This is a genomic window from Parcubacteria group bacterium, assembly GCA_041660065.1.
Taxonomy (GTDB): domain Bacteria; phylum Patescibacteriota; class Minisyncoccia; order Moranbacterales.
Genome location: JBAZXC010000009.1, coordinates 24,315 through 40,228, shown reverse-complemented (window position 1 = coordinate 40,228; position 15,914 = coordinate 24,315). Strand labels below are relative to the sequence as shown.

Here is a 15,914-nt window from a genome sequence, read left to right as displayed (position 1 = left end):
CTGCATCAGAATTGCATGTGCTTGTACAACTGTCAGCACTGTTTGTGACTTCTGGTGTTGATTGACAGGTGCCCTGACTGTTGCAAGAGCGTGCAGTGCACATCGTGCTGATCGTGCGACCCGGATTGTATGAGACTTTTGGTTCATCAATGCCGTCATTTGTACGATCATGGTCATCGTCAAACCAACATTCTGCAGGATAGGAATGGCTTCCCGGGAATACGGGGATCATGCCCGGCGTGGCATCACCGTTGCATACAGTTACTGCACCATTGCCACTGTTAATGATACAGCAGACATTTGGACAGGTGACGGTTGCTGTTGCATCATTTGGCGTGCCGTCAGAGCCGAAGTACACGTATGGTTGGAGATCGACCGGCATAGTTGCGAGGCATGATGGCGCTTGACAGTCTACCGATTGAGGGATCGCTGCCGGACTGGTGTGTGTACATGTCCAGTGCCAATTGCCAGCTGTGTCAAATGTGACTGTACTTGGTGTAGAATCTGTGCCACAGAGTGTATATCCACTTAATGGTGGCATAGAATCTGCTGTGACGCCGTTGGCTGTTCCGCAGGATGGCGTGGGTCTTTCGCGGGTTGCAGTGCAGGCTGTGGGTGATGTTGATGTGCCACCATTGAGTCCACTGCATCCCCATGTGACTGTTTGACCATATGTCGGGAATGCTGGCGTTACTGTCGGCGTGCCGGATGAGCATAATGATCCGCGGAATGCTGTTTCACTGATCGTATAAGTACCTGTTGCATCTGAATTGCATGCACCATCGATCGGACACTGCACAATAGTCACAAGTGCCGATTTTTGTACAGTTGCGCTTCCGCGATTGATCTCCGCATAGACTGTCTTTGCGCCGGCATCAAGAAAAGAACATGTATATGTCGACGTGGTCGTCCAACCGGTCCATGCTTGCGTGCCACATTTATAACGATATTGCACCGTACCGGATCCTACTCCCGTAATATTTGTTACACTCAGATTGACTTGACCGGACCGTGTCACTCCATCTGCACACCCGGATGTAGAAACGCCAAGTTCTCCATCCACCGTATCACAATTTACAACACGATAGGGCAAAGATCCTCTCGTCAAAGTAGTTCTCCATGTCCTTATATTGTCGTAGTAATGCCAAAACTGTACATCCACAGGGACAAAATATCTACCACACTCATTGCCTGCAGTAATTAATACATTACTGCTTGAAATGCTTTCATCATAATACCATTTCGTTTTGTTTCTTGTGAGTTCCCACGAAGCCACTTCGGCACTGTTGATATGTGCCTTCATTTTTGCCTTATTGCCACAATATACTACATGACATCCTGATGACGTACCCCAGAATCTTTCGCCACGTGATACGGTACTCCTGCTCAAATTAAAATCACAAGCAGCATATGATCCCCAATCCTGTGCAATATGCGCCTCAAGCGTCAATGCGCGCGCATCCAGTACGCCAAAGAACAATCCTCCGCTCAGAAGAAGGAATACGAGGATTTTTGTACTTCGTTCTTTGTATTTATATCCAATGATGACCAACAAGGCAAAAGCTGTGATCACACCAATTACAATCCATGCTACCAATCCAAAACGATCCTTATCACCTTCTTGCGCGATGCTTTGAGATTCTTCCCCTGTCTTTGTTGGTACAAAATTGTATGTCTTTTTTGCAAGAATTGTTCCTTGCTCGTCTTCAAGCGACAACATAACCATAGGCTCTTTACATGCGATCAAACTTTTTTGCGTAACCGTTGTTGTAATACCTTCCTGACTTAGATCTGTACGGGCAATTGGCTTGATGCACTCCTTATTATTACTATCTGTGATCGTCATATTGTAATATAGACTTCCATCTTTTGAACCCTCTCCGCGCGCACCAAAAAACCGATCAGCAGACGGCGTTGCGATGAATTTTGCCGTGATCATTTCTCCGGCGGTATATACACTCTTATCTAATTGGAGATTGGAAATACTTGCATTGTTGCCACGCACAACATAGTGCGCATAAACCGTGCTCGAGATATCCTTTTTCTCACTGTTTTGCAGTGTCACAGCAATACTATATGCCTGCGGCTTTTGTTGTTTGGGAATTTCAACGGTGATCTCTTTTTTTTCTCGTGGAGCAATTTCGATCATTTGTGACACTGCTTTTGCATCCACCTTTTCACCAAAAAGTGATCGCATGTACGTTTGCACAAATGGTTGCACTGTCATTTTTTCATTGAATGTATTTTTTGTTTCACACGAAAGCACTAGAACTTCATTTTGTGCCACATCCACACCTTGGTCCAAGGTATAATTTTCCGGCAGATCTTTTATAAAGAACTGACATGTTGCATCGTCGATCGTGATGTATGGAGAATTGTCCCCATATAAAGTGATCGCCCCCAGTATACCACTTGCGAGTGGCAAACCGGATCCATTTTGAGCAATGATCCACACATCATACGTACCCGACAAATACGCGGGAATATCGCACGAGATCTCTTTATAAAGAAATGAATTTTCAGCAAGCGTCACTGCTTCGTCATAGATCTTTTGAAAAACGATCGATTGTCCGAGCTTAGGATCATTTTTTACCAATCGCACAGCATATCGAATATCTGATTGTGCGCCGTTCCCGTTATCAAACGTAAAATCGATCGCAAGATTGTGTCCTTTTTGCTCGATGAGATGCGCATCGTGAATATCTACTTCCGCAATCACCGTCATTTCTGTTGCCTGCTCATCTGCTACAGCCTGTTCTGTCACATCACTTTGCGCGTATGCACTCCATACAGGCAAAAGAACAGCGGCAAATATGATTATCAAAATATTTCTTTTCATATGATTATTTAATGTTTATTTTTATATAAAGATACTTGTATTATACCACAAAGATTACGAGATGCTAAACGATCGAAAATCATCATACTCCGTGATAAGTGTGATCGCGCGCGCAAGCTTCTCACTGTCGTGACGGATAAATGCGCGCGTATGTGCCAATGTATCACCTTTGGATTTTATAACACGTTCTTTGCGCAATAGATCCCCGCGCACAATTTTGTATGTTTGCCCGATCATTGCATCGCATACAACGAGAGAATTCTTTCCTTCCTGCTTTTCATAACGTGCGAGAATATTCTTGAACGGTTTTTTTGTATTATACACCGCAAAATCAACGCGTCCTTTGCCGATAGAGCTTTCGATACTGTCAATATAATGTGCAACGGTATATCCTGTCGTGAGCCCTCTTTTGTTCGTGAGAGGAGCGACAAAGATCACTTTTGCTCGTGCCTTTTTGATCGCATTTTTGATCCCATTCACAAACAAATTCGGCATGATACTTCCATAATGATCTCCCGGTCCGATGATAATATAATCCGCCTTTTTGATCGCCTGCACGGCACCATGACTTGCTCGCACAGATCTTGCGAGAGAAACATCATACACGCCTACATCACGAATGTCCGCATTATCATCCAATTCTTTTTCTCCCACAAGCACGCGCCCATCATTAAGTTTGATCTTGAGGCGCATATCATCCTCACTTACCGGCACCACATTTCCTTTGACATTGAGGATCTTGATCGCCTCCACAACACCACGCGTAAAACTGCCATTGATCTTTTCCAACGCAGAGAGAAAAAGATTACCAAAACTATGTCCTTCCAGTCCTCCCGTCTCAAACCGATAATTCATCAGTGCACGCAATTCACTGGAAGAATTTGCCAAGGCAACAAGGCATTGACGCACATCACCGGGTGGCAATACACCCAACTCATCACGAAGCGCACCCGTTGACCCACCATCATCCGCCATAGTCACGATTGCCGTAATATCATATTGATATTGTTTGAGTCCAGAGAGCAACGCAAAAGACCCCGTCCCTCCGCCAATTGTCACGATCTTCTTTTTTTTCATATAACGATCACACGCAACTTACTAACCACTATTATATAGGATACATCGCAACGACTACTTGGAAAAGGCAATAATATTTTTATACACAAAAAACCTATAGCCATACATTACACAAAAAGCAATAAATAAATGATGCCACTATATACCAAAAATGTCGCCACTTTTGATCGTGAATAAAATTTTAACGCACTACCGAGTGAACGTTTCGGCAAAAGTGAATGTCCTGCAAGATTGACAGATGCATAGACCTCATCGAGAACCAAATGTCCGAGATATCCGATCGACAGCGCAATACTACTATACATATGCATAATTCCATCGCCCTGCGGATCACAATATTGCATCATGCGCACAGTAGCCAAACCCACAAACGCAACCGCCGGAACAGAATGCCATATCCCACGATGATCCGTAAATCGCATAAAGATCTCCCCGATCACAAACCGTACACCGATAAAAGTCGCACCCGCAGTTAACGCGAGGATCAAGACATCCCTCTGTCCACCGCCATACAGATCATAAAAAACATACCCCGCCGAAGCAACACCGAGAAACCCAAAAAGAATTTGAAATGGCACACCCTCATCCAGATCCATATCAGGCAAAAGTGACCCGATCAGAATTGCCACAAAAATCAAAGTGAGAGGTGTCCAACCGGAAATTAAAGAGTATACCGATGCCACAACAACCATTGAAACACCGATTATCACACCCCACCCAACATGCGTCTTAAAATTCGCCATAAATTATTTTCTATTGCGCACATCAGTACAAATTTTAAACTTTCTTATACCTCGCACTCCTACCAAGCCCAATCCTTTCAATTTTTTTAAGTTTCAATAATACTTCCAATGCTTGTTTAACTGTCGGCCTTGGAATATTTGTACCAGTGACAATCTCCCCTGTTCCAGCCATTTCAACATGCTCAAAAAACTTCCAAACTGCAAGCTGTTTTTCTGATAGCAATTTTTCAATGTTTTCTTTTGACAACAATTCAATCGCTAATTGCGACTGTTTCAATAAAATCATAAAAAAGAAATCAAGCCATGGAGTAATGTCTTCCTTATTCGTGTGAAAAGTTTTTTGACTACGCCTAAGTGCTAGATAATATTCTGTCTTGTTATCCTCTACCAGCTTTTCATGCGAAACATATGGCATATACAAATACCCATTTTGAAGCAATAGCAGATTTGTTAGGACTCTTGAAATTCTTCCATTTCCATCTTGAAAAGGGTGAATTTTCAAAAATTCAACCAAAAAATTAGCAATTACCAATAAAGGATGATATTTTCTATCAGCCAGCAAGAACTTAGTCGTTTCCACCAGTTCTATCATCTCTTTTGGCGTGAGATGTGGTGACGTTGGATTAAAGATAACTCCGACTTCCTTGCCTTCTTGGTCATATGCCACAACCTTATTTTCACCGAATTTATAATTCCCCAGATGTCCCTGATCCTTGTCTGAATATTTGAGAAGCTCTTTGTGGAAGTGCTTGATAGAATTCTCGTTGAATTTCAATTGCTCCCAAGAATTAAAAATATTTTCCAAAAGCTCATAATATCCCTTGACTTCTTGCGTGTCACGGTCAGCGAATTTTTGAATATTTATGCCCTTCATTACCTTTTCAATATCTTCATCAGTCAATTGCACACCCTCAATACGCGTTGATGCGCCAGTTGAAGTTATCAAAACAGACCGTTTAAGGCGACCCAGAACCTGCGGGCTCAATTGAGCACCAGTCACCCAACTGCCTTTCAACTCATCAATCTTGGCGATTTTTGAAATTATTTCAGCAGGGATGCTATTGAGACGTTTTGAGAATTTGTCTGCGATATTGCTGTTTTTTTGCCTTTGTTTAGCCATAATATTTGGATATATTAACTACATCCAATTATATCCAATTAACCAATCGCCGTCAAACACACAAATTCAAAAAGTTATCAATGAATTTTTTCTGTCCCTATATAAATAGATAAAAAAAACTTATTTTTCCTTATTATAAAAAGCAACTTTAAAAAGAAAGAATTTTATTTCATGCAACGTATCTGGATGATGCGCAGTTGCGCCGTTTTATTTATTGTAAAATCCTCTTCATTTTTTTAATCATCTTTTCCATTCCTTTTGCATTCTTTTCTTTATAATATGCCCAAAACCAATTCATCGGATCGATTATGGCAAGCCCTTTTATCTGCTTAAACAATCTGTCATCTTTCGCTCCGTAACTTTTTAAAATATCTTTTAAAAATTTATCATTGGTATTATTGTTGAAGTCTGCCAGCATGAAAAAATCCAATGCCGGAATACTGCGACCAGATTCCGCCCAGTCGATTACGCCAGTCAGCTTTTTGGTTTTTGGATCCCATAAAATATTATTGAAAAAGAGATCGCCGTGGATGATAGTTGTCGGCTTTTTGAAATTTGAAAGATTATTTTCGATGGCAATGTGTTTGATTTGAAAATTTTCCCGCTCTTTAGCACTGAAGTGCTTCGTGATGGTTTCTGAGCAGGTGAGATAATCACCTTTTTTCAAAACCAAATAATTGGCATTATAATTACATTGTCTGCATTTGAAGTTGTGTAGTACTTTCAAAAATTTTCCAATCTGAAAAGCAATTTTTTTCTTCTCTTTTATTGTTAATTTTTTAAAGTTTGTTGGAGCGAACGGTACTCCAGGAATTTTTTTGTATGCGATAAAGTTTTCACCTATGTATTTTGGTACAGGAATTTTTAGCGGAGACACTTCTGAAAATAATTTTAAAAAACGCAAACGCTTTTCCATCTTCTTTATTGATTCTATGGTCTTGGAAACCGAAAAATCCACCTGTTGTTGACTTCCATCACTAAACTATCAGCGCCTCTGGTGATAATCTTATAAGAGTGAACGAAAAGTTTTGTAGATTTTTCAATTTCTTTAATATTTGAAGTGATTGATGTTTGATTTTTCATTTATTTAATTGAGCGATAGCAAGCTCCCATTTTAATTTTTAAAAAATCTAATTTAAATTTTCCTTATTGTCTATCATCTGTCTGCCGACAGGCAGGAAACTCCTACTAAATAGAAAATATTTTTGGAATTGCGTATAACGTGCGCGAATATGCGAAGCCCGCCCTAGGCGGATTTTGGCAACATGCTATATATCTTCATTTCCTCATGTGTATTATACAGCACAAAAGACTGCTGACAAAAAATAATGTGGGGATTACGCCACATTTTGATCGTGATACAAACGATGATAAACCAAAAACCCGGCGCTTGTGACGATGACACATACCGACAATACTTGCCCCATCGTGAGATTTCCCACGACAAATCCCAACTGTGCATCCGGTGCGCGATAAAATTCGATCACGAAACGAAATGCGGAGTAAAGCATAAGATAGATCATGCTCATGACCCCGATTGAAAAACGCTTATTGCGCATCTGCCACAGTATGATAAATAGGATAACCCCTTCAAAAAACGCTTCATATAATTGCGATGGATGACGCAAAACCGTTTCACCGTTAAAATACATGCCTATGGGCGATGTGGTGATGCGACCGACGAGCTCCTGATTGAAAAAATTCCCCAATCGTCCAAACATGTATCCAAGCGGGACAACCGGTACGATAAAATCGCACAGCTGCATTGCATGAACCTTTTTCTTGTATGCAGTATAAAAGATCACGAGAACAACACCGATCAGCCCGCCATGATAGCTCATGCCATAGATCCCCACCCATTCGCCCAGAGAAAAGTCATAAGGAGAAACAACTGATAATGGATGTGCAACATAATACGGCAAATCATAAAAAATCACATACCCAAGCCTCCCGCCAATCAAAGCGCCAAAAAGTGCATTGACCATGACATCTTGGATCAACTCTACGTCATATGTGCCTTCTCCTTTTTTGATGCGATATACAAGCGCTACATAACACACTGCAAAAGCTACAAGCCACATCAAAGAGTACCAAAAAACAGAAAAACCGCCGATCGAAAAAGCGATCGGATTGAGATACTCTGGAAGATGCTGCCAAAAGTTATACATGCCTTTTACGCATTAAATCGCTCTAGCTCTTTTTTAAACTCCGTTGCATAGATTTTCCACATGGCGAGCATGAGCGCCACAATGATCGGTCCGACAACAAACCCGATAAACCCAAAGAGTTTCAATCCGCCAAGTGTCGCAAAAAGAACCGCCAAACTATGCATTTGCGTATCATTTCCTACGAGCTTTGGACGCAAAATATTATCAATGATCGACACAAGTGTTCCCACAACCGCCAGAAAAACTGCCTGCCATACATGACCCAAGAGCAACATGACGATCGCCGTAGGAAAGATCACAACGCCGGCACCGGCGGCGGGAATAATGGCAAAGACAACCATCACAACCGTCCATAAGACTGGTGACACAATACCGGCAATAGCAAAAGCCACACCACCGATCGATCCCTGAATACAGCCAATTACAACAGTACCTTTGAGCGTTGCCCGTGCCATAGAAATAAACTCGTGAACGAGATCTTTTTCATGTTTGTCTTGCAACGGACTCAATTGCATCGCGTATCGCACGAAACGTCGCCCATCAATAAAAAAATAAAAAAGCGTAAAAAACATTACGAATATGTTGATCACTCCGTTAACCACGCCAAAATATGTTTTTTGCACAAAAGAAACGACTGTATTTGATGCATTTTTTACCAGATTTGATACCTCCTGTTCACTAACATATTCTCGCAAATGGTCAAAAGATAAATTCAGAAATGGCACATGAGAAACCGTTTCAACAACTTTTTGGATCGATTGTTGTGTAGAAGAATTTTCTGTCGCACCATCTCTGATCACATCAGAAACTTCATTTACGATCAAGCCTGACACAAAGATCACCGGCAAAATGATCACAAAAGCAACAACACACAACATGAGTGCAGATGAAATTGCCGGACTATTGGTTTTTTCTACCAAATAGTCATACGGGCGAATGAACATCACAGCAAAAAGCGCCGCAATAAAGATCGCACTAAGAAACGGCTTGACAAGAAGAAATCCTGCCACCGAACCAGCAATTAGCAACGCCAAGAAGAAATAAATATTGAAATTTTTGAGAATCATAAGATTTATGCACTAATATTTACACTCATACTGTACCAGTCTTCCTCGAAAAATGAAAGATGCCCGCATTTATACACAACTTACGATCCCGCACGCGATCTACGTATAAACAAAATGCCCTTACTCGCCTCAAAAATCACCACTTCGATCATAGTGATCAAAATGACAGCAAGCCACAATTCTCCCGTAAGCGGTACTGTGCCCAAAAATCGGGCAATGATCGGTATATACAGTCCTGCAACAAGTAACACAAATGACATCAGCACAGAATAATTCACATATTTATTATCAAAAATATCCCGCCTGATGATATATTGTCGCATGCCTCTAATCACATATACAAAAACCAATGAGTCCAAAGCAATGAGAACAAACGTCGCCGTACGTGCCATATCAATATCCTGTGTAATTTCTCGTACACACCAAAATACAAACGTCGCAGCCAATCCAGAGACGACAAACACAATTCCCATAAATTTTTTGTATGTGGTAGAGATGATCGGTTCGCTCGGGTTGCGTGGCGGTTCATTCATCAGATTTTTACTATCATACTCCGTTGTCAACGCAATATTGGGAAAACTATCCTCGATCATATTGATCCAAAGAACCTGTAACGGAAGTAGAGGCAGTGGCCACCCAAAAAGCATTGCCACAAAAAAGATAAAAATTTCTGAAAAATCATCCGCCACAAGATAAATAAGGACTCTGCGAATGTTTTCGTAGATCACGCGCCCCTGTTCGACTGCTTTGATAATTGTTGTGAAACTACTGTCCAAAAGAACAATATCTGACACCTCCTTCGCAATATCCGCACCCTCTCCGATGCTAATGCCAACATTTGACGCTTTGATTGCCGGAGCGTCATTGATCCCATCGCCAACCATTGCAACTACTTCTCCATTGTTTTGCAACGCGCGCACGATCCTGATTTTATGTTCCGGCAAAACGCGCGCAAAGATCTTTGTATATTTTACCCTTTCGCGCAACTGATCATCAGACATATGATCGATCTCCGCCCCGAGACAAACACCCTGATCCGACACATTATGTCCCAATTCTGCCATTACGGACCTGGCAGTAACTGCATGATCTCCTGTGATCACGACTAGGCGAATACCTGCTCTTTCCGCAATATGAAGCGATTCTTCCACATCATGACGCAATGGATCTTTCAATGCGACAAAACCAACGAGAGACATCGCCTCATACCTCTCTTTTTTTGACAATCGATGATATGTTTCATTTGTCAAAACACGCTCACTACACGCCAAAACGCGCAAACCTCTTTGTGTGAGACCCTCAAATGTTTCTTTCAAACGATCCCCCTCCGCAGAATTGAACGGCATACGCACACCGTGCACATCGATAAAAGACACCATCATAAGCACTTGTTCCGGTGCACCCAGTACCATAATTTTTATTTTATCCTTTCCCCATTGATGGATACGCACGGCATATTTGCTCTCGGATCGAAAAAACTCTTGATCGATCAACGGGTATTCACGATGAAATGCATCCACATCAATGCCAACCTGTACTGCCGCCATGAGCAATGCTCTGTCTGTGGGACGACCATGTACGATCGACTGCGAAAACTCATCTTGCAAATTTTCTACATATGCATCATTGACGACAGATGCGATCGTTAGCGCCTTAATGTGTCCCGTGAAATCTCTGTGTGTTGCATGCGTCGTGATACTGCTATGATCAAAATCCAATAATTCATTTGCACCTGTCAAGATATGACTCACACCCATTTCGCCTTTTGTAAGTGTACCTGTTTTATCCGTACAAATCGTTGTAACCGCACCCATCGTTTCACTCGCATTAAGTTTTCGTACCAATGCACGATGCCTTGCCAAACGTCGCATTCCAAAAATCAAAATGATCGTTACTGCCGGCAGTAAACCCTCCGGGATGGCGCTTACCGTCAGTGCTGTCGCTGAAATAAATATATCCTCAACCGTCTGTCCTCGCCAAATACCGAGAATAGAAAATGCCACAATCGCCACAAAGATCACTGTGCCAATTATTGTGGACAGATGTGCAAATTTTTTTTGCAATGGCGTTCTTGCTTGTTTTGTGTTTTGCACAAAATGAGAGATCTTTCCAATCTCAGAATCCGTGGCCGTGGCCGTAACCACATATACAGCATGTCCTTGCGTAACATTCGTCCCTGCAAAGACCATATTTTTCTGATCAGGAATAACCACGTCATTCGCAATGATATCAATTGTTTTTTCAACATCATGCCATTCACCGGTTAATGTGGATTCATTGACGTAAAAATCGGTCGCTACAATCAATCTTCCATCTGCAGAAATACGGTCACCGGCGATGAGATCCACCACATCACCAACGGCGATGTCTTCCGACAACACCTTTTTTTTGCCTCCGGACCGAATGACGCGCACATACTGTTTTATGCTTGCATGTAGCTTTTCAAGAGATTTTTCCGCCTTATTTTCTTGCACGAATCCTACAACGGCATTCAAAAATACAACAAAAAGAATAAAGAAGGCATCGACTGCACGCCCAATAGAAAAAGAAGCAATTGCCGCAAAAACTACAACATAGATCAATGGATTATGGAACTGCCGTAAAAAAAGACGCATGGACGACATTTTTTTTTGCATTGGTAGAACATTTTTCCCGAAAGCATTAATTCTCCCTGACGCATCAAAGTCACTCAATCCTTTCTCAGATGTTTGCAAATGCAACAATGACGCACTGGACGACATGGCATGATACGGTCTTTGTGCGAACTTTTTCATATATATTTATATTTGTATTTTTGGTATTTTCTGCTCACGATATATGTACACTTATGTGCCGAGCACAACCACAATATCGGATTTGTATTTTCCCGTTACATCAGATGACTCTTCTTTTTTCTGTGTACCGTATTTTTCAGCGACAATTTGAGATATTGTATCCACATGATCTTTCATTTCTGCCGTGTAATAAATGATCACACCACTGTAGGAATTTTGAGAATTTTGTGCGGCTTTCACCATATATTCTTTATCCTTGAAATCTTTTGAAACTGCGGCGGCAGCACCAGTCACACCACCGGCATTCAACACTTGCACAGTGATATCCTTTGGCGCTTTTTGATTTTCTTGTGACTGCACAGCTTGTTCCGTCTGCATTTCTTTGGCAACATCCGTATTTTGTTCTTCTGTCACAACGGTTTTTGTATCTTGCTCATCTGATGTACCACTCTGTGTCGCATCATTTTGTGGCAATGCCATATTGCCATCGCTTTGATTTTGCATCGCATCCCCTTCGATCAACGTCTCAACAGAAATCTTTTCTTTTGTATCACGTTGCATCCATTGCATAACGCCCCAAACGACAATGCCACCAATTGCACACGCGACAACCGCAACAATGATAATCAAGCGTTTATTGACCTCTTTGCGTTGAAATTCCATTTCCTCGTTATATGCTTCCTCATCATCACGCATCCACTCAATATCGATTGCCCGCGTTGTCGGCTCCGATGCCGGCTGTGTCAACATGCTTTGTGGCGTCGCAAAGGTCACTTTTCTTTTCATCGGTTCATGATTTTCTCGTTGTATGATAGAAGGATCTTTTTGCATATGCGCCGTACTCTGCATAGATCTTATCGGCTCGCCTTTGGAAACATACGTGGGATTGTTTTTTTTAACTGCATTTAACAGCTCTTCTTGATCTGATGCCATTGTCTTATGTGCATCAACATCGCTATGAATAGGCGACTCATGATTTATTGTTGTCTGCTCTTGTTCGTTTTCCTTTTCGGCGACAATTGGTTGCGGACCAGGCACATGAATTGTTTCCCCCGAAATCAAAATATATGGTGCATCAATTTTATTGTATTGCGCCAAATCTTTCCACGGAACATCAAACGCCTGTGCGATAGAGATAATATTATCTGTATCTTGAACAGTATACGTTCCTGCAAATTGTTTTTCGTCCTTTTTATTTTTTTTGAATCCAAACATATTTTTTCTTATATACTTATATAATAAAACACAAATGACACAAAAACAAATCCCTCCAAAAATAATAATCAGAAATCGCACCGGCCATATAATAAATTCCATCGACTCACTCTTTATTTCAACTGGTTGACCGTTGCTGTCCGCATACGCAATACCCCCCACAACACGTACTTTGCCAAAACGCGGCATCGTCACATGCACATTATCTTCATTTTTTTCCCCCTCTTTACTGTCATGTCCATCAGAAAATGACACCACCTCTCCAATCCACACAGATTCTACATTTACAAAATCTGTATAATGCACATCTTCCGTCCCGATATTTTGACTGACAAATTCAGCAATATAATCATCTCGAAAACCCGCACGCATCCACGTGCCAAAATCTCCAAAGATAAATTCTTTATGCATTCCAAAACGATCCAACTGCATTTTCGTAATATTTTTATCCGGAACATGGTACCGCAAAGTTATACGTTTGATATCATTGCTTCCTTCGAATTCTTTCCCGTCCTGTACAACCACATACACTTCATGATCGATTTCCTCATCTGCGAGATGCACGGTCACTGGCACATCCACTTTTTCCCCCGCAGGAATCGTCACATGTGCAACCGCCACACCATCACACCACGCACCGACTTTGTCAGAATTTTTTGCACAAAATGCCACAATATCATTATTGTTTTGCTTCAAAATTTCTGCATATTTTTGATCGATCGGGTCACTATAAAATCGCGTATATTTTACCAAACTTTTTCCGTTTTCGTCCGTTGCATGATTATGCTCTGCATCTTCGATAAAAATTGCAATATCTTGTTTTACGTTTTTTTGATTTTCGATCCGCACGACCATATTGTGTGAACTCCCCACCGCGTAATCACGTGTGATCTCATTTGCCTCTTTATCATCAACAAAGACACGAATCGGCGCATCCTCAGTGGCGCAAACAACATGCGGAGCGAGGAAGATGAAAATGATCCCTATATAAATATGACGCTTCATCATAGTATTTGTTTATTTTATGATTGTACAGTTTTTTCTTCAACGCTTTGATTGGTTGACCGATCCGTTGTAATCGGCTCCTTCTTGACCTCAACACTCCTCTGTGCAAATACATCAAATCCCGTCAATTTTTGATCTCTCATGATAACTGGCACTTTTTCGATCTGGTCGACACTTGGCACGATGCTCACATCAAAAGAGCTTGTGAGAGGATCGCTTGTAATGCCTGTGCCATGCGCGACTTTTCCGATGTTCCACGTTATTTCATTCGTGCGCTCATTATATTCCATACCATTATCATGACCCACACTTTCATATTTCATATGCGTTGGCAGAGGGATATACACTTTTACGTCATCAACATCATTATTTATACTATATACTCTCAGTGTCACCGTATAAACGGTTTTTTCACCAACTTTCAATTGTTTTGATCCTGACGCAAATGCGATCGTTGGTTCATAGATCATTTTTGCACCGACGGGAATTGTCAAAATGTTACTAAGAACTGTTTTGTTTTCTCGCAATTCGGACGGAATGTCTCCACTGTCAATCGAAGCAATGGACGACGTGGAGAAATGAAAATCTTTTTCACTTTTTACCGGAAGGTCTCTCAATACCGGTACGGTAAAACGAACCTCACCTGTTGCTTTCGGTCCGAGAATTTTGAGCGCAGGAACATCCGATGCTTTCCACACAATACGTCTATTTACTTGATCATAATCACCGTCATTTAACAGGTCCAAATCCGCATAATCCAAAACTGCACTATCCAAATTGACCGTGACAATCGCATCACGCAACGGGATATCACTATCATTGGTAAATGTAACGATATATGTCAATCGATCTCCGGCATAGACAACTCCGTCGCTGTTCTCAATCTTTTGCTGTACGGTGATCGGTGAACGGATCATATGTGATGTATATGCGATGTTGGCATATTCGGCTACCTCGCCACCATCTTCTTGCGTAATCACACGTGCATGAAAGTTTTGGTTTGTACCCACAGCCGCATTAATACCACCACGCACAACAATTGTTATCTCTGCACGTGCAGTAATGCGGTCGATCAACCATGTATTTGCGTAATTGGGAAGTGGTGACGCATTATAAAGCGAGAATGTGTCTGGCATCTCTACGACAAATTTCAATTTAGATAGATCACTATCGCTGGTATTTTTGATCTTAAAAACAATATTCATGAGGTTTCCATTCACAATCTCAAGTGGCGACTCTACATCGATTGACACCGGCGATGACAACATCGTCGTTGCTACACGCGCATTGGTTTCATACCGCGTATTTGTTTCTTCCGGTATATATCGCAAAGCGCCAAATACTGTATTAACAGATCCTTTCGGCCCGACAAAATATCCTGCCAGAACAAATTTTCCGTTTTTATGACCTTTTAATGACCCTATATGGATCACGCCCTGACTATCGCTCACGCGTGTAAAACCATCCTGATCGCCGGCAGGAACAAAATACTTACCAAATTGCACGGCAATCTCAACATCAGATATATCCGCACGATTATTGTTATTATAAACAAAAGTGATCTCCGTTAATTTATTGCTATCAATAGCTTCAGACGTCTCCATCGATAAAATCACTCGATCCTGCGAAAAAAAACCCTTCTGATAATACACAAAAGAAACACTCGACAAGAGAATGATCGTCAGAACAAACAACGCAATTCCCCCATACACGATACCCCTGACTCGCGTGTTTTGCATGCGGTCTTTGATCTTTTGCCAATTACTCGTCCCAGATTCTTCCGACGGTTTTTCTTGAGATCGCCACACATCATATGCCGTCGTATCATGCTCACGCTTAATGACTTCTGACTCCCGCTTTTGCAGATCCTTTTGTATTTCTTTCAAAGACATAGTGGTATATTAAA

At 41.5% G+C, this 15,914-nt stretch carries 10 protein-coding genes; all 10 read right to left on the bottom strand.

Annotated elements, in window-relative coordinates; genetic code table 11:
- On the bottom strand, nt 1-2,839 hold a 2,839-nt coding region (locus WC819_06535; protein ID MFA5986974.1), incomplete at its 3' end, for a hypothetical protein.
- Between the two features lie 54 nt (nt 2,840-2,893).
- A complete protein-coding gene (locus WC819_06530; protein MFA5986973.1) occupies nt 2,894-3,916 on the bottom strand; it encodes a gluconeogenesis factor YvcK family protein in 1,023 nt (340 codons plus the stop codon).
- 107 nt (nt 3,917-4,023) lie between these two features.
- Entirely contained in the window at nt 4,024-4,659 is a 636-nt protein-coding gene (locus WC819_06525) for a metal-dependent hydrolase (GenBank protein ID MFA5986972.1), read from the bottom strand.
- 34 nt (nt 4,660-4,693) lie between these two features.
- Nucleotides 4,694-5,779, bottom strand: a complete 1,086-nt coding sequence (locus WC819_06520; GenBank protein ID MFA5986971.1) for a Fic family protein — start codon at nt 5,777-5,779, stop codon at nt 4,694-4,696.
- A 211-nt stretch (nt 5,780-5,990) separates the two neighbouring features.
- Nucleotides 5,991-6,695 carry an aminoglycoside phosphotransferase family protein gene (locus WC819_06515; protein MFA5986970.1) on the bottom strand — a complete coding sequence of 235 codons (705 nt, stop codon included), beginning with the start codon at nt 6,693-6,695 and terminating at the stop codon, nt 5,991-5,993.
- A 421-nt stretch (nt 6,696-7,116) separates the two neighbouring features.
- Nucleotides 7,117-7,947, bottom strand: a complete 831-nt coding sequence (gene lgt / locus WC819_06510; protein MFA5986969.1) for a prolipoprotein diacylglyceryl transferase — start codon at nt 7,945-7,947, stop codon at nt 7,117-7,119.
- A 5-nt stretch (nt 7,948-7,952) separates the two neighbouring features.
- Complete coding sequence (locus tag WC819_06505) at nt 7,953-9,014, bottom strand: AI-2E family transporter (GenBank protein ID MFA5986968.1); 1,062 nt, start codon at nt 9,012-9,014, stop codon at nt 7,953-7,955.
- Between the two features lie 80 nt (nt 9,015-9,094).
- The gene (locus tag WC819_06500; protein ID MFA5986967.1) at nt 9,095-11,788 is read right to left on the bottom strand and encodes an HAD-IC family P-type ATPase; all 2,694 of its coding nucleotides are present in this window, start codon (nt 11,786-11,788) and stop codon (nt 9,095-9,097) included.
- Between the two features lie 51 nt (nt 11,789-11,839).
- A complete protein-coding gene (locus tag WC819_06495; protein ID MFA5986966.1) occupies nt 11,840-14,011 on the bottom strand; it encodes a LysM domain-containing protein in 2,172 nt (723 codons plus the stop codon).
- A 14-nt stretch (nt 14,012-14,025) separates the two neighbouring features.
- Entirely contained in the window at nt 14,026-15,900 is a 1,875-nt protein-coding gene (locus tag WC819_06490; protein ID MFA5986965.1) for a hypothetical protein, read from the bottom strand.
- Nucleotides 15,901-15,914: the final 14 nt, after the last annotated feature.